Annotated in this window: 15 protein-coding genes and 2 pseudogenes; 12 read left to right on the plus strand and 5 right to left on the minus strand. The window is 37.3% G+C overall.

Going from position 1 to position 16949, the window contains the following annotated elements; translation table 11 throughout:
- The first annotated feature begins 4 nt into the window (after nucleotides 1-4).
- The 5 genes and pseudogenes from HMPREF2634_RS07275 to HMPREF2634_RS10245 all read left to right on the plus strand — a co-directional run.
- Entirely contained in the window at nucleotides 5-571 is a 567-nt protein-coding gene (locus HMPREF2634_RS07275; protein WP_041784126.1) for a GrpB family protein, read from the plus strand.
- Between the two features lie 135 nt (nucleotides 572-706).
- A pseudogene (locus HMPREF2634_RS09775) lies at nucleotides 707-986 on the plus strand (CD1845 family protein).
- A 31-nt stretch (nucleotides 987-1017) separates the two neighbouring features.
- Nucleotides 1018-1332 carry a TfoX/Sxy family protein gene (locus tag HMPREF2634_RS07280; protein WP_003032465.1) on the plus strand — a complete coding sequence of 105 codons (315 nt, stop codon included), beginning with the start codon at nucleotides 1018-1020 and terminating at the stop codon, nucleotides 1330-1332.
- A 56-nt stretch (nucleotides 1333-1388) separates the two neighbouring features.
- Nucleotides 1389-1817 carry a VOC family protein gene (locus HMPREF2634_RS07285; protein WP_003032481.1) on the plus strand — a complete coding sequence of 143 codons (429 nt, stop codon included), beginning with the start codon at nucleotides 1389-1391 and terminating at the stop codon, nucleotides 1815-1817.
- A gap of 96 nt (nucleotides 1818-1913) precedes the next feature.
- Nucleotides 1914-2053 (plus strand): annotated as a pseudogene (locus HMPREF2634_RS10245) (competence protein TfoX); the annotation flags it as partial.
- A gap of 124 nt (nucleotides 2054-2177) precedes the next feature.
- Here HMPREF2634_RS10245 and lysS read toward each other — a convergent pair.
- From lysS to HMPREF2634_RS07310, 5 genes are all read right to left on the minus strand, one after another.
- On the minus strand, nucleotides 2178-3665 hold the full coding sequence (gene lysS, locus HMPREF2634_RS07290) for a lysine--tRNA ligase (protein WP_021001875.1): 1488 nt from the start codon (nucleotides 3663-3665) through the stop codon (nucleotides 2178-2180).
- 82 nt (nucleotides 3666-3747) lie between these two features.
- Nucleotides 3748-4389, minus strand: a complete 642-nt coding sequence (locus HMPREF2634_RS07295; protein WP_021001874.1) for a histidine phosphatase family protein — start codon at nucleotides 4387-4389, stop codon at nucleotides 3748-3750.
- A 12-nt stretch (nucleotides 4390-4401) separates the two neighbouring features.
- Entirely contained in the window at nucleotides 4402-4884 is a 483-nt protein-coding gene (locus tag HMPREF2634_RS07300) for an aminoacyl-tRNA deacylase (protein ID WP_003023920.1), read from the minus strand.
- A complete protein-coding gene (locus HMPREF2634_RS07305; protein ID WP_003041101.1) occupies nucleotides 4884-5726 on the minus strand; it encodes a DUF368 domain-containing protein in 843 nt (280 codons plus the stop codon). Before HMPREF2634_RS07305 ends, HMPREF2634_RS07300 begins: the two co-directional genes overlap by 1 nt.
- Before the next feature lie 126 nt (nucleotides 5727-5852).
- A complete protein-coding gene (locus tag HMPREF2634_RS07310; protein WP_021001873.1) occupies nucleotides 5853-6689 on the minus strand; it encodes a glycoside hydrolase family 25 protein in 837 nt (278 codons plus the stop codon).
- Nucleotides 6690-6969: 280 nt separating this feature from the next.
- On the opposite strand from HMPREF2634_RS07310, the gene ftsW reads away from it, so the two are divergent.
- The 7 genes from ftsW to HMPREF2634_RS10250 form a co-directional block, all read left to right on the plus strand.
- Nucleotides 6970-8202, plus strand: coding sequence for a cell division peptidoglycan polymerase FtsW (ftsW, locus tag HMPREF2634_RS07315; protein ID WP_003023926.1), 1233 nt, complete (start codon nucleotides 6970-6972; stop codon nucleotides 8200-8202).
- Nucleotides 8203-8240: 38 nt separating this feature from the next.
- A complete protein-coding gene (gene ppc, locus HMPREF2634_RS07320) occupies nucleotides 8241-10940 on the plus strand; it encodes a phosphoenolpyruvate carboxylase (RefSeq protein WP_021001872.1) in 2700 nt (899 codons plus the stop codon).
- Between the two features lie 125 nt (nucleotides 10941-11065).
- Nucleotides 11066-11536 (plus strand): RNA polymerase sigma factor, encoded by a 471-nt coding sequence (locus HMPREF2634_RS07325; RefSeq protein ID WP_003023930.1) that lies wholly within the window; start codon nucleotides 11066-11068, stop codon nucleotides 11534-11536.
- On the plus strand, nucleotides 11523-12587 hold the full coding sequence (locus tag HMPREF2634_RS07330; RefSeq protein WP_021001871.1) for an anti sigma factor C-terminal domain-containing protein: 1065 nt from the start codon (nucleotides 11523-11525) through the stop codon (nucleotides 12585-12587). Before HMPREF2634_RS07325 ends, HMPREF2634_RS07330 begins: the two co-directional genes overlap by 14 nt.
- 123 nt (nucleotides 12588-12710) lie before the next feature.
- Nucleotides 12711-13907 (plus strand): elongation factor Tu, encoded by a 1197-nt coding sequence (tuf, locus tag HMPREF2634_RS07335; protein ID WP_003023932.1) that lies wholly within the window; start codon nucleotides 12711-12713, stop codon nucleotides 13905-13907.
- A 156-nt stretch (nucleotides 13908-14063) separates the two neighbouring features.
- Entirely contained in the window at nucleotides 14064-14822 is a 759-nt protein-coding gene (gene tpiA / locus HMPREF2634_RS07340) for a triose-phosphate isomerase (protein ID WP_070836433.1), read from the plus strand.
- A 66-nt stretch (nucleotides 14823-14888) separates the two neighbouring features.
- Nucleotides 14889-16949 (plus strand): GBS Bsp-like repeat-containing protein (locus tag HMPREF2634_RS10250; protein WP_257362201.1); only part of this gene is annotated, 2061 nt, incomplete at its 3' end.

Raw genomic sequence — 16949 nt, forward strand, 5'->3', positions numbered from 1 at the left:
CAGATTGAGTAAAAAATTAGAAGATATGAGTTTAGAAGAATTATGGCAGTTGTTTCCCATATTTCTTGTAAAACATAATAAAGAATGGGCGGATTGGTATGATGAGGAAGCAACTGCTATTTTGTCCCTGATACCAGCTAAATATATAGTAAGAATATTTCATATTGGTAGTACTGCGGTTCAAAATATATGGGCAAAGAATATAGTAGATATATTACTTGAGGTTCGATTAGCAGAAGAACTAGAAATAGTGAAAAATATTCTTGTTGAAAATAATTGGCTATGCATGAGTCAAAGTACACGACGAATCTCATTAAATAAAGGATACACGGAGCAAGGTTTTGCAGAAAAAGTCTTTCATCTTCACATTAGAGTTGTCGGAGATAACGATGAACTGTACTTCAGAGATTACTTACGTGAGAATCATAATGTAGCGAAAGAATATGAGCATTTAAAGCTGAACTTATGGAAGAAATTTGAACATGATAGAGACGGCTACACTGATGCAAAGTGTAAGTTTATTAAACGATATACTAAAATTGCAAAAGAAAAATTTATAGGAAGATATTAAAATAGGTACGAGCGCTGTGATCGTGCTTTTTTACTTGCTTGAAATGTGGTAAAATGGATGTAACTAAAATATGAAACGAGTATAAAATGGCGAAAAAATCAAACGCAAATATTGGATTTGAAAAAGAGGTAGTGTATGCGATTTATATTGAAAATTATCTTATTCCCGATTAGTCTTATCTTATCAATTTTAACAACTTTTCTGACATTCTTGCTTGGCATAGGAACGGCGTTGTTGTATATCGTTATGATGTTGCATATTTGGAACATTAGCTTCTTTCAATCAAGGAAAAGTCGGAATAGGTATATCAGGATTGATTATCGGCTTCCTATTTAGTCCTTACGGGCTTCCGATGATAGGAGAAACAGTGATAGCGTTTATCAAATTAATAAATGATAAGATTAGGGCGATATAGATAAATTTGAATTTGGAGGGGGATAATCAAGGTGAATGAAATTAATGAATATGTTCGCGATAGTTTTTCTAAATCCGGCGATATTGTCATAAAATCTATGATGGGCGGATACCTTGTATATTTTAATGGTAAGCTGATAGGTGACATTTGCAATAATGAACTGTTTTTAAAGAGAACGCCGACATCGGATAGACTGCTTGCAGATTCCGAACTGCGTTATCCGTATGAAGATTCAAAAACCTTGATGCATGTATTTGATAGTTTTGATGATAAGGCTCTAATTCTGGAACTTCTGGATGGTATGTATGCTGAACTTCCGGAAAAGAAACCTGCGAAAGCCAGATGAGAAAGACAAATCTTAATTTATTAGATGAGAGTTAATTAGAAATTATGGAGGTAGTAATGAATAAGATTACTTGTATTTGTTTAGGTGTTAGCGATATGGAAAAGTCAATAAAGTTTTACAGAGATGGTTTAGGATATAAGACTGACTGTAAAGAAAATAATCCGCCAGTATGTTTTTTCAATACTCCAGGAACAAAATTTGAACTATTTCCTTTAGAACAATTGGCAAAAGATATTGATGAACATAACCCACCAAAGAGAAATGGATTTTCTGGAATTACATTAGCGTACAATGTTGAACAAAAAGAAGATGTTGATAGTGTAATTGAATTAGTACGAAATGCTGGTGGAAGAATTGTAAAAGAACCACAAGACACCTTTTGGGGTGGATATCACGCCTATTTTTCTGATTTAGATGGATATTACTGGGAAGTTGCATGGGGACCAAATTTTAAGTTTGACAAAAATGGACTATTGAAATTTTAGTAATTAAAGGAGATATAAAAAAAGGTATCAAGCAAAGAATACTTAGACTTTATTTTAGAACAAGTATCTGAATTAGATAATATTAGTTATAGAGCTATGATGGGAGAATTTATTATCTATTATAATGGAAAAATTATTGGCGGAATACATGATGGTAGATTACTTGTTAAACCTGTGCAGATATGCCAAATGTAGTGTATGACTTGCCGTATGATGGAGCAAAAGAAATAATTCTTGATTATAGTAGAATTTTGAACGAAAAAATTCAATTATGATAGAGTTAAAAAATGACCTTGTCCCTCTTGAACGAGGGAGCAAGGTCATTTTTGTTATCTCAGTATTCATTTGATAAGAAATTGTTTATTTCATCGTAGGGAAGAGCAATACGTCACGAATAGAAGTGACATCTGTCAACAGCATAATTAAGCGGTCAATTCCAATTCCGAGGCCGCCAGTTGGTGGCATACCGTATTCAAGAGCTTCTACATAGTCGTAGTCGATACCAGTCGCTTCATCATCTCCGAGTTCCTTAGCTTTGGCTTGCGCTTCAAAACGCGATAATTGGTCAATTGGATCGTTCAACTCGGTAAAGGCATTGGCAAATTCGCGCCCAACGATAAAGAGTTCAAAGCGGTCGGTAAAGCGTGGGTCATCTGTATTTTTCTTAGCAAGAGGCGAGACTTCAACTGGATGCCCATAAATAAATGTAGGTTGAATCAAGGTATCCTCAACAAAATCTTCAAAGAAAGCATTGATAATATGACCGACTGTAAAATGCTTTTCAACCGTTACATGATGTTCCTTAGCTAGTGCAGTGGCTTCTTCGAGAGTCATTTCTTTCCAGAAATCAATGCCCGTCTGCTCTTTAATGGCTTCTAGCATATGCTTGCGTGCAAATTTGCGACCGATAAAGATTTCAGTACCTTGATAAGGGACGCTTTCAGCATCTGTAACGGCTTTAGCTGCACTTTGGATAATCCCTTCTGTCAAGTCCATGATATCCTCAAAATCCGCATAAGCCTGATAAGCTTCAATTGTAGTAAATTCAGGATTGTGAGTGGCATCCATTCCTTCGTTACGGAAAATGCGTCCCATTTCATAAACACGTTCCATACCACCAACAATCAGACGTTTTAAGTGCAATTCAGTTGCGATACGAAGTACCATATCAATATTTTGTGCATTGTGATGAGTAATAAATGGACGAGCAGCAGCACCACCAGCTTCATTATGTAAAACGGGTGTTTCAACTTCAAGGAAGCCTTGGTTATCAAGATAACGGCGAATTTCTGAAACGATACGACTGCGAGTTACGAAGCGTTCAAAGCTTTCCCGATTGGAAATTAAATCCAAATAACGCTTACGATAAATCGTTTCAACGTCTGTTAGTCCATGGAATTTTTCTGGTAATGGACGAAGTGCTTTAGAGAGGTGTGTGATGTGAGTTGCTTTGATTGACAGCTCTCCCATATCTGTGCGCATAACCTCACCTTCAATACCAAGGAAGTCCCCAATATCTGCCTTTTTGAAAATTTGATAATTTTCTTCACCAACAGTATCTTTTCTAACATAGATTTGAATTTGACCTTCACGGTCTTGGATATGAGCAAAACCGACTTTGCCTTTCCCGCGCTTGGTCATAAGTCGTCCCGCAATGGTAGCAGTTTCCGCTAATTCATGTAGTTCTTCTTTTGTTTTATCACTATATTTTTCTTTTAATTGGGCAGAATCTGCAGTACGTTCAAAACGTTTACCAAATGGATCAATACCTTGTTCTGCTAAAGCAGCCATTTTTTCACGACGAATCAGTTGCTGGTCATTTAATTCTTCAATATGTTCAGTAGTCATATTCTTCCTCCTAAAGTTTACCTTCCTCATTCTATCATAAATAAGGCAGAAATTCATCTATAAATAAAGAAAAACCGTGATTTTATACGCTCACAGTTTTAATTGCTTCTAAGTGGTCAACATTGTTCCAATCAAGAAGTGTAAAATGCTCAAAATCTTGTGTTTCAAGAATGGTGACACTTCCATTTGTAAGACCGCCCTGCTGGCGAAGTTGAGCAAAGTCATAACCTAATAACAAACGTAAAGAAGCGGTTAAATTCGCTCCATGACCAACAAAAAGAAGATTTTCATAAGATTGTCCTTTTTGTGATTTAATAAAGTCTATTGTACGTCGTGTAGTATTGTAGACTGATTCCGCACCAAAAATAGAGTTGTTAAATTTCGCTAGATTGTGACGGAAAGCTTCCATTTGGTGAGGATAGATAGCCGTAATCGTAGAAACCTTTTGTCCTTCTAGGGAGCCTAGTTGCCATTCACGCAACTCGGCATGTGACTCAATGACTTGTGAAAAATGATTTTCACTATTGATAATCTGTGCAGTTGCCATTGCGCGTGGTAAATCACTTGAAAAAATCTTGTCAAATTTAATGTGAGCCATGTTTTTTCCAAGCAAGTGCAATTCTTCAATAGAAGTCTCAAGCAGCGGTGAATCACCATTGGCTCCTTGAAAGCGTCCTTCTAAATTCCATTGAGTTTTCCCGTGTCGAACGAAGTAGAGTTTCATACAGTTTCCTTTCTATTTTGAATCCTCTTTTAAATCTGCAAAGGTCGCCTCGACAAAATGAGCTAAATCCTCTGCGTTAATTTCAATACTGTGTCCTAATTCTCCAGCCGATACAATAATAGTCTCATCTGTTAAAGCTGAATTGTCAATGTAAATAGGAAAGTGGTGTTTTTGACGAATGCCGACAGGATTATTTGCTCCGTGAATGTAGCCAGTCGTCTTTTCTAAATCTTTTTGCGGAATCATGCTTACTTTTTTGTTACCAGATATTTTGGCCAGCTTTTTTTCAGCTAGATGTTCTGTTATGGGCAAAATCCCAATAATTGTCCCTGTTTTATCGCCTGTTAGAGCCAATGTTTTGTAAATCTGTGAGCGCTCTATTCCTTTGGGCAATTGTCCTTCTAAAGCATTGATTTGAAGGCCTTTGTGAGGGATTTTTGCTTTTGTCAAAATTTGTTCTACAAGAGTTTTCTTAATTTTTGTTTTTTTAGCCATTATTTATACTTTTCCTCCAATTGGCTCATCCAAGCGCCCAGCCAAGTTCCTAATCCAAAGAAGAACGCAGCAGTAACGAAGGTGATGATAGAAGTATTAGCATAATGAATACTTTCGCTATTTCCAGGGTTTGGTACCAAGATGAGAACAGTACTAGATAAGACAATCCCAATGATAAAATGGTACACTTGAGAATGATAATTTTCCAAAGCATAATTCATGGATTTTGAAAAAATCACAAGTGCGAGGAGACCGCCAATTCCGATTGGTAAAAAGGTTCCCAAAATATCTAAAGATTTAAAACCGATTAGCATCGGGGAATACAGTCCCAAAATCAAGAGCAAATTTGAAGGACTTAAACCTGGAACGAGAATTCCCAGTGCGATAAGGGCACCAGCTAAAATAAAAGTCAAGAAATTTGCAGGTAACGTTCCAACGAAACTATTGAGGAAATAAAGGCAAATCCCAGAAATGAAAAAAGTGGCTACGAACCAAATAACATCAGTTCGGTCGCGATCAGATTCTCTGATAGATTCCTTTAGCAAGCTTGGAATCGTACCGATAATCGCTCCTGCAAATCCCCATAAAACAATGATTTTATAATGCTCTAAGAGATATTCAACTGGCAGGGAAAATAGTGCAATCCCTAAAACCATTCCAATACCAACAGGTAAAAAATAAAGTACATTTTCACGAAAATTCTCTTTTATATGCGCTAAAAAATAAATCATCCGCTCGTAAATCCCCAAAATAGTGGCTAAAACTCCACCAGATACCCCAGGGAGAATAAATCCTAGCGCGATGACAATTCCCTTAAAAATTCTGATTAACCAAGAAATCATTCATTACTCCCTAAACTTTTCTTTGTTAGTCATTATAACATATTTAGAAACAAGAAAGTAGTGATAACTGGACGAGAAGAAAAGAAAAACTCTGCAAAGTTTTCGATTCAAACTATTACAGAGTTATTATTTTCCATTACCAAATAATTTTTTAAATGTTTTTGTCTGATTTTTTAAAGGAGATAGCTGATTAAGATCGACATCATGTGCAAAACCACCAATTGAGCCTTGTGATGTGTATTGATGTAAATCGTATTTTAAGTCTGTCTTAGGGGCAGTGTTGTAATAACCGTCATTATAGCCGTAAGTTGGAATCCAAATAGCTGTGAATTTCTTAGTTGAGATACTGTGTTCTTCAAGGAAATAGGTTCCGACATAAATCCCGATGTTCTTAGCACCCAATGATGCTAACTTAGCGCGAAAAGCTTCGACACCAGCATTCATGTCATCCATAGTTTTTTCTTCAACATCTAGCCAGTAGTAGGTAGGTTTGTATTTTGAAGCGGCTTTATAAAAACTTTCGGCAGCTTTTTGCATTTCTTTCTTGTTGCTACCAGCCACATAAGCATAGACAGCGACAGGAATATTTCGTTTTTGAAATTCTTCTATGTGGCGTTGATAGGATTTATCAATTCCGTTTAAGTGTGTAGCTGCATTTTCTTTTTTTGCTTGTGCTCCGCTATGCACGCGTATAATGGCGCCAGAAACATTTTTTGCTAGTACGTCATAGTTAATATCACTTGGCAATTGCCAGCCGGACAAGTCAATGATTGGTTTATAGGCTTTGTCTGCTTCATCGGAATCTGAAGTATCAGTTGACTGAGAAGCAGCTGATGTTTGTGTAATAGCGTCCTTTTGCTGTTTAGTTTCCTTGTTTTCTGAATAATGCTTCGCTCCTAAAATAATCGCAATGAAGCTAACAAAGAAAACAAAGACAACAAGCGGTTTAATCCTCTTTCTCATATAATTTCATTTTAACGTAAAGTCAGATAAAAAGCAAAATAAACTAGTAGAAAATAAGTATTTGTCATCAAATTGAAATATTAAAGAAAGCGGTTTATTGGACATAATGGTGAAGAATGCTTATAAATCCTATTCATAAACTCAGCTTATTGTTCTTTTTTTAGTTAAAGTTTAGCCTAGATACTGCAAGGATTTAAAAAATACCGTTCGTCAAATACTTTTTTTTTACCCTGAAAAGTGGTATAATGTTCGGTGAAAATTTAATAATATTAGGTGAACTATGAAAATTGATAAACGCCACCTGCTGAATTATTCCATTTTGATTCCTTATTTGATTTTATCTATTTTGGGATTGATAGTTGTTTATTCAACGTCAAGTGCCACTTTAGTACAGGTAGGAGCAAATTCGCTCAGATCTGTTTTAAATCAAGGAATTTTCTGGGTAATCAGCTTACTTGCCATTGCTTTAATTTACAAAATAAAGTTAGATTTCTTAAAAGACAATCGACTGATTGTCATTGTTATTTTTGTGGAAATCTTGCTTTTAATTTTATCTCGCTTCCTTGGTGCCCGAATCAATGGTGCACATGGTTGGTTACGATTTGGTCCGATTAGTCTCCAGCCGGCTGAGTATTTAAAAATTATTCTGATTTGGTTTTTAGCACAGCGGTTTTCTCATCAGCAAGATGAAATCGCAACGTATGACTATCAGGCTTTAACACGAAATCAACTGATTCCACGCGCACTGAACGACTGGCGAATCCTAGTCGTTGTGTTAATTGGAATCGTAGCAGCGCTGCCTGACTTGGGGAATGCGACCATTCTTTTGCTGACGACCTTAATCATGGTAACGGTTAGTGGGATCGGTTATCGCTGGTTTTCAACTCTTCTTGGGATATTGGTCACTCTTTCCACAGTTGTTTTAACCAGTATTTGGCTCATTGGTGTGGAAAAAGTTGCTAAGGTTCCTGTGTTTGGCTATGTAGCAAAACGATTTAGTGCCTTTTTTAATCCTTTTAAAGATTTATCAGGCGCAGGTCACCAGCTAGCTAATTCCTATTATGCCATGAGCAATGGCGGTTGGTTTGGCTTAGGATTAGGAAATTCTATCGAAAAACGTGGTTATTTACCAGAAGCACAGACAGACTTTGTCTTTTCCATTGTTATTGAAGAATTTGGATTTATCGGTGCCAGCTTGATTTTAGCCCTCTTGTTTTTCCTTATTTTGCGGATTATCCTTGTGGGAATTCGAGCGAAAGATCCATTTAATTCTATGATGGCTCTTGGTGTTGGTGGAATGTTACTGACACAAACGTTTGTCAATATTGGAGGAATTTCCGGTTTGATTCCTTCGACGGGTGTCACCTTCCCATTCTTATCACAAGGTGGAAATAGTTTGTTAGTATTATCCGTAGCGATTGCTTTTGTTTTAAACATTGATGCCAATGAAAAACGAGAAAGTTTGTATAGAGAAATCGAAGAAACCAATCACGGTTTAAGAATTATTCGCTAACGTTAGATTGAGCAAAAGCTTATTGAAAGGTGTAGATTATGTCACTTCAAAAATTAGAAAATTACAACAATAAAGAAGTTATCCAAGAAGAAGTTACGATTTTGACGGACTTATTAGAAGAAGTTACAAAAAATATGTTAAGTCCTGAAACCTTTGAAAAAATCATCGCTTTAAAAGAATTGGCAGCAGTTGGAAATTACGAAGGATTAAATGAAATTGTTCAGAATCTGTCGAACAAGGAAATGTCCTATATTTCACGTTATTTTTCTATCTTGCCTCTTTTGATCAATATTTCAGAAGACGTTGATTTAGCTTTTGAGATTAACTATCAAAATAATGTGGGGCAAGATTATCTTGGGAAATTATCCACAACGATTGATTTGGTTTCTGAAAAGGAAAACGCTGCTGAAATTTTGGAGCATTTGAATGTGGTTCCTGTTTTAACAGCTCACCCAACTCAAGTGCAACGAACGACTATGTTGGATTTGACTAATCATATTCATGTCTTGTTGCGTAAATACCGCGATGTGCGAATGGGCTTGCTCAATGAGCAAAAATGGCACAATAATCTTCGTCGATATATCGAAATTATCATGCGGACAGATATGATTCGTGAGAAGAAATTAAAAGTGACCAATGAAATCACCAATGTGATGGAATACTACAATAGCTCTTTCTTGCAGGCGGTGACTAATTTAACAGAAGAATACAAGCGCTTAGCCAAACAGCACGGGATTGACCTGAAAAATCCTACCCCTATTACGATGGGAATGTGGATTGGTGGTGACCGAGATGGAAATCCTTATGTTACAGCTGAAACATTGAAAAAATCCGCTTTGACACAATGTGAAGTGATTATGAACTATTACGATACGAAAGTTGCTAATTTGTACCGTGAATTTTCTTTGTCAACAGGTATCGTAAAAGTAAGTGAAGCGGTGCAGGAAATGGCTTATCTGTCAGAAGATAATTCTATTTACCGCGAAAAAGAATTGTATCGTCGAGCCTTCTACTATATTCAAACAAAACTAAAAAATACAAAGACTTACTTTATTGATCAGATAAAAACCGAGCCACATTACCACAAAATTGAAGAATTTAAACATGATTTACTAGCTATCAAGCAGTCTCTTCTTGAAAATAAAGGCGAAGCAATGATTTCTGGTGAGTTTACTGAGTTGCTTCAAGCAGTAGAAGTATTCGGTTTTTACCTTGCTTCCATTGATATGCGTCAAGATTCCAGTGTTCATGAAGCCTGCGTTGCAGAGTTATTAGCGAGCGCAGGAATTGTGGAGCATTATAGCGACCTTTCTGAAGACGAAAAATGTCACGTTCTGCTAAATGAACTTCTCTATGATCCGCGGATTCTCTCTGCTACACATGCTAAAAAATCTGCCCTTTTGCAAAAAGAATTAGAGATTTTTCAAACGGCGCGTGAGTTGAAAGACAAACTAGGAGATGCGGTTATTAAGCAAACAATTATTTCTCATGCAACGAGCGTGTCTGACCTTTTAGAATTGGCTGTTATGCACAAGGAAGTTGGTCTCATTGATAAAGAATTTGCGCGTGTACAGATTGTGCCGCTCTTTGAAACCATTGAAGACTTGGATAATTCCTATGGCACGATGAAGAAATACTTATCTCTTCCAATCGCTCAGAAATGGATTGCCTCTAATAACAACTATCAAGAAATCATGCTGGGCTATTCAGACAGCAATAAAGACGGTGGTTACTTATCATCCTGCTGGACTCTCTATAAAGCGCAACAGCAACTGACAGCTATTGGAGATGAATTTGGTGTAAAAATCACCTTTTTCCACGGTCGTGGTGGAACGGTTGGTCGTGGTGGCGGCCCTACTTATGAAGCTATTACCTCTCAGCCTCTCCGCAGTATCAATGACCGAATTCGCCTGACAGAGCAAGGAGAAGTCATTGGCAATAAATACGGAAATAAAGACGCTGCTTATTACAATTTAGAAATGCTGGTGTCGGCAACGATTAATCGTATGATTACCAAGAAAAAGAGCGATACCAGCACATCTAACCGCTACGAGCGCATTATGGATCAGGTAGTGGAACGAAGCTACCAAATTTATCGTGATTTGGTTTTTGGCAATGAGCATTTTTATGATTATTTCTTTGAATCAAGTCCGATCAAAGCTATTTCCAGCTTTAATATTGGTTCGCGACCGGCTGCGCGTAAAACAATTACTGAAATCGGTGGCTTGCGTGCCATTCCGTGGGTATTTTCATGGTCGCAAAGTCGGGTGATGTTCCCTGGTTGGTATGGTGTTGGATCCAGCTTTAAAGAATTTATTGATGAAAATCCAGAAGAAAATCTTGCTTTCTTGAGAAAGATGTATAAAAATTGGCCTTTCTTCCAATCGCTTTTGTCCAATGTAGACATGGTGTTATCAAAGTCGAATATGAATATCGCCTTTGAATATGCTCAATTGTGTGAAGATAAAGAAGTACAAGAAATTTATTATACAATTTTGGATGAGTGGCAATTAACCAAGAATGTTATTCTTGCTATTGAAGATTATGATGACCTGTTAGAGGAAAATCCATACTTGCGAGACAGTTTGGACTACCGCATGCGTTACTTTAACATTTTGAATTATATTCAGCTAGAACTCATCAAGCGTCAACGCCGTGGAGAATTATCCTCGGATGAAGAACGATTGATTCACATCACAATCAACGGAATTGCGACAGGACTGAGAAACTCAGGCTGATGAAGAATGAAAAATCGGATTATTTCCGATTTTTTTATATCTTTGTAACCCAAAACGCTTCCAATTCGTTATACTAGTGAAGGAAGGGGGATGAGGATATCAAACTAGATGATTATGAAAAAGTCTTGATTACCTTTGCAAAAGAAATCGTCTATTATCTGCAAGGCTCAGGCGTTCCAAAAGAGCAAGCAGAAGATGTTGTTCAGGATGTTTTTATCAAAATGCTAGAGTCTGATTTTGTCATCCCTGCTCAAAAAATGCGAGCTTGGATGTATCGTGTGTCCATTCGCCGCTATATTGACAAATACCGGCGCGATAAGCATTATATGGAAATCCTGCGACGAGATTTTTTTACAAAGGAAAATCAATTGATTGTTGAAGGAGCAGATTATGACTTTCTCATGGAGGAGGTAGAAAAGTTACCAACACAGGATAAAATCATGTTGGATCTTTATTACTTTCAAGGATTCTCAACAGGCGAAATAGCAGAAGTGCTTCATTATTCTAAAAGCAAGGTCAAGGTTCAGCTCATGCGCAGTCGAAATAAACTTCGACAGGTTTTGGAAAAGAAAGGATATCATCATGGAAACTTTTGAAATCGTTGCAAAGAAAAACAAAAAGAGAAATAGAAAGCGAATCATTCTCTGGTCAACAACAGTAGTGGTAGTATTTTTTGGAATATATATTGTTGCTCGTATGATTACAGGAAAACTCATTAGTGATCAAGCTTGGAAGGTGGTCAATGAGGTACAGCTAGTTGAAAGCGTCGCCTTTCCTAATATTGAAACGTATACCTGGTCTGCTAATGGTGGGGATATGTTCCACGGTGGTATTAAAGGTAGACAAGCTAAAGATATTTATGGGATTCCGCTAGACTATGGTGAATACAAGACAGATTTTGGAATTTTTAATATCAATCGAGGAACTCTTTTTCATGCAAATTCTGGCAGATATACGGAATCTGGATCAACTATTCAAATAGAAAACAATCAAAAAGTGCCACAATTCTACAATAAAAAAGCTAAAGAAGAGAAAGGAGAACCTGTCCATGAACCAACCCAAGAACTTCCTTATATCAAAGAAATGAAAAATCAACTGGTAGAAGTGGCTCTGACCTTTGATAAACCATATAGTTTAAAAGAAATTCGGGCTATAATACCTAAGAATCTAAAGACCAATTGGTATTGGATTGGTACAAATTCAACAAGCGATCCAAGTTGGTGGCAACCGAGCAATCTATATGGCACAAGTCCAGATTATCTAACGCAAAAAGAATATGTTCACAAGAAGGAAGCAGAAGAAGCTATTAAAAATCTCAAAGAAGGAGAGAAACTGAATGACAGACTTTCCGAAATGAAGGATGTAGATGGATTCTTGGCTAATCTGAAGAAATATATTAAAAGTGGATTTGGAAAAAGTAGCTACAATAATGCAACTCCGTCAGATGACATTAAAACCTACTTGAAAAAATTTGGTAAGCTAGACTTGTCTAAGAAAGAAGACCTAGAAAAATTAGAATTCTCAGGCGTTATCCTAACAGGAAAAGCTGAAAATTTTGCACAGCTGGAAGGTAAGGAGTGGATTTATGCATCAAGCATTGGAGCTTCTATACCAAATCAACCATACTACAAGTTGGACAAAGAATAAATTGATAAAAAAGGCGTAAAATGCTTGCAATTTGAAGAAAATTTGATAAAATAGTAAGGAAAGTTAGACTGTATTGCCTACTGTCTATCTATAAAATATATTTTATTGGAGGCTTTTACTCAAATGGCAAAAGAAAAATACGATCGTAGTAAACCACACGTTAACATCGGTACAATTGGACACGTTGACCATGGTAAAACTACCCTAACTGCAGCTATCACGACTGTACTTGCACGTCGTCTTCCAAGTTCAGTTAACCAACCAAAAGATTACTCATCTATTGATGCTGCTCCAGAAGAACGCGAACGCGGAATCACTATCAACACTGCACACGTTGAATACGAAACTGCTAAACGTCACTATGCTCACATCGACGCTCCAGGACACGCAGACTACGTTAAAAACATGATCACTGGTGCTGCTCAAATGGATGGAGCTATCCTTGTAGTAGCTTCAACTGACGGACCAATGCCTCAAACTCGTGAACACATTCTTCTTTCACGCCAAGTAGGTGTTAAATACCTTATCGTCTTCATGAATAAAGTTGACTTGGTTGACGATGAAGAATTGCTTGAGTTGGTTGAAATGGAAATCCGTGACCTTCTTTCAGAATACGATTTCCCAGGTGATGAAATCCCAGTTATCCAAGGTTCAGCTCTTAAAGCTCTTGAAGGTGATGAAAAATATGAAGACATCATCATGGAATTGATGGATACTGTTGATGAATACATTCCAGAACCAGAACGTGACACTGACAAACCATTGCTTCTTCCAGTCGAAGATGTATTCTCAATTACTGGACGTGGTACTGTTGCTTCAGGACGTATCGACCGTGGTACTGTTAAAGTCAACGACGAAGTTGAAATCGTTGGTATCCGTGACGAAATCCAAAAAGCAGTTGTTACTGGTGTTGAAATGTTCCGTAAACAATTGGACGAAGGTCTTGCTGGAGATAACGTAGGGGTTCTTCTTCGTGGTATCCAACGTGACGAAATCGAACGTGGACAAGTTCTTGCTAAACCAGGTTCAATTCATCCACACACTAAATTCAAAGGTGAAGTTTACATCCTTACTAAAGAAGAAGGTGGACGTCATACTCCATTCTTCAACAACTACCGTCCTCAATTCTACTTCCGTACTACAGACGTTACAGGTTCAATCGAACTTCCTGCAGGTACTGAAATGGTAATGCCTGGTGATAACGTAACAATCGACGTTGAATTGATCCACCCAATTGCCGTAGAACAAGGAACTACATTCTCTATCCGTGAAGGTGGACGTACTGTAGGTTCAGGTATGGTTACAGAAATCGAAGCTTAATTCAATTAAGTTCCCAGATGAACAATTAAAGTCAGACAAATGAGCTCCGCTGTTGCGGGGCTTTCTTTTTTATGATTTCATTCGACTCAGTCTTTATTTCTCTATTAAATTATGGTAAAATAATAGATGTAAATAAAAAAAGAAGAGGTATGTGAAATGTCACGTAAACCATTTATTGCTGGTAACTGGAAAATGAACAAAAATCCAGAAGAAGCTAAAGCTTTTGTAGAAGCAGTTGCAAGTAAACTTCCTTCATCTAATCTTGTTGAAGCAGGTATCGCAGCTCCTGCGCTTGATTTGACGACAGTTCTTGCTGCAGCAAAAGGTTCAAATCTTAAAGTTGCTGCACAAAATACTTATTTTGAAGACGCTGGTGCATTTACTGGTGAAAATAGTCCCAAAGTTCTTTCTGAAATGGGTCTTGATTATGTTGTAATTGGTCACTCTGAACGTCGTGACTATTTCCATGAAACAGACGAAGATATCAACAAGAAAGCTCATGCTATCTTCCGCAACGGTCTTCTTCCAATCATCTGCTGTGGTGAATCTCTTGAAACTTACGAAGCTGGTAAAGCAGTGGAATTTGTAGGTGCTCAAGTATCTGCAGCCCTTAAAGGATTGACAGAAGAACAAGTTTCTTCACTTGTTATCGCATATGAACCAATCTGGGCTATTGGTACTGGTAAATCGGCTACTCAAGACGATGCTCAAAAAATGTGTAAAGCAGTTCGTGATGTTGTAGCAGCTGACTTTGGTCAAGAAGTGGCTGACAAAGTACGTGTACAATACGGCGGCTCAGTAAAACCGAACAATGTAGCTGAATACATGGCATGTCCAGATGTTGACGGTGCCCTTGTTGGTGGAGCATCACTTGAAGCAGAAAGTTTCCTTGCATTGTTGGACTTTGTAAAATAATTTCTTAAAAGAAATAGTTAGCTTGCCATATTTTATGGCAGGCTTATTTTAAAATGGAGAAATAAAATGAAAAAGAAAAGTTTATTTTATTTAGCAAGCACAGCTATTTTAATTGCAGCTAGTTCACAGCAAATTTTTGCTGATGAACCTGTAAAAACTTCTACGCTAGAGCCGACAGTAGAAGTCAATAAACAAGAAACTCATTCTTCAGTTGAACTCCAAACAAAAGAAGTAATTCAAACTGCTCCAATAAATCAAACAACTTCATCTTCTTCATCTAAAAACGAAGCAACTGCTTCATCAACCGCTTCAACTGAAGCTAAAGTTTCAGAAGAACAAAATGTTGTAAAAGAAAATTCGACAACTACAACTGAGACTAAAAAAGACAACAAGTCAACTTTTTTTGCTGCACAGAATAATCAAGCAACAGCTAGAAGTAATCCTGATGCACAAGTGAAAAAATCAACTTTTGTGGATGTCAGTAGTCATAATGGACATATCAGCAAAGAGGATTATCAACATTTAGCTGAAAAAGGGGTAAATGGGGTTGTTGTCAAATTAACAGAAGGAACGAGTTATAAAAATCCTTATGCGGTTTCTCAAACACAGAATGCACAAGCGGCAGGTATGCAAGTGTCGGCTTATGCTTTTTCTCATTATACTAATGAAGCAGAAGCAAGAGCAGAAGCGCGCTATTTTGCAGAGGAAGCAAGGCGATTGAACCTTCCTTCCTCAACTGTTATGGTAAATGATATTGAAGATTCTGATATGCGTCCGAATATCAATGCAACTACTCAAGCTTGGGCAGATGAAATGCGGCGTATGGGCTTTTCAAATTTGATGTACTATACAAGTGCAAGTTGGCTTGATCGAAATAATCTCAGAACGAAAGGACCAATCCAAACAGAGCAATTTGGCTTGGAGAATTTCTGGGTAGCGCAATATCCAACTTCAAAATTAAGTGCAGATGATGCGAAAACACTGAAATATAATAGTGAAGCAGGTGCTTGGCAGTTTACTTCGCAAGCTGAACTACTACTTGGTCGTCATGTTTTTGACCAAAGTGTGGATTATACTGGACGTTTTACGAATAAGGCAACTCCAAGCAATCGTGCTGCAAATCAGCCAATAAAAGGAAAAATCACAGTTCAAAACAAGAATCCTAACACAGGAACCTTTGATGTGATTGTGTCGGACGTTTCTGCTCCTTATGGCGTTCGTGAAGTGAAAGTACCGACCTGGTCTAATGTCAATGGTCAAGATGACATTATTTGGTATACAGCTGCTAAACAGGCTGATGGAACCTATAAAGTAACAGTAAGGGCAGTAGATCACAAATTTTCTACAGGACTCTATCACATTCACCTTTATTACATTCAAAATAATGGGAAATTGGTTGGCGTAGGTGGAACAACTACCGAGCTTTCATTTGGACGACCTCAAGGAAAAGTGACTATTGCTAATAATAATCCTGACACAGGAACTTTTGATGTCCTTATTTCCAATGTTTCTAGTCCTTATGGCGTTCGTGAAGTGAAAGTTCCAACTTGGTCCAGCATCGGTGGTCAAGATGATATTATCTGGTATACTGCTAAGAAACAAGCCAATGGAACTTACAAAGTAACAGTTAAAGCGACTGATCATAAAAAATCAACTGGAGAGTATAATATTCATGTATATTATATCCAAGAAAATAATCAGTTGGTAGGAGTAACAGGGACAACGACAACAGTTTCGATTGCGCATCCTAAAGGTACTTTGACTATCACAAATAACAATCCAGACGCAGGAACCTTTGATGTGATTGTCTCAGGTGTTTCTAGCCCTTACGGTGTTCGTGAAGTGAAATTACCGACCTGGTCTAATGTAGATGGTCAAGATGATATTATCTGGTATACCGCTAAAAAACAAGCTGATGGAACGTATAAGACAACTGTCAAGGTAAGTGATCACAAATATTCAACAGGTCTATATAATGTTCATCTGTATTATATCCAAGACAATGGCAAAATCGTTGGAGTAGCAGGAACGCAAGTAATTGTATCTTTAGCAAGAGCAAAAGGCAATATTACAATTGCGAATAATAATCCTAACACAGGAACCTTTGATGTGATTGTCTCAGGTGTT

It is taken from the genome of Streptococcus sp. HMSC034B03, from assembly GCF_001838575.1.
GTDB classification, from domain to species: Bacteria; Bacillota; Bacilli; order Lactobacillales; family Streptococcaceae; genus Streptococcus; species Streptococcus anginosus.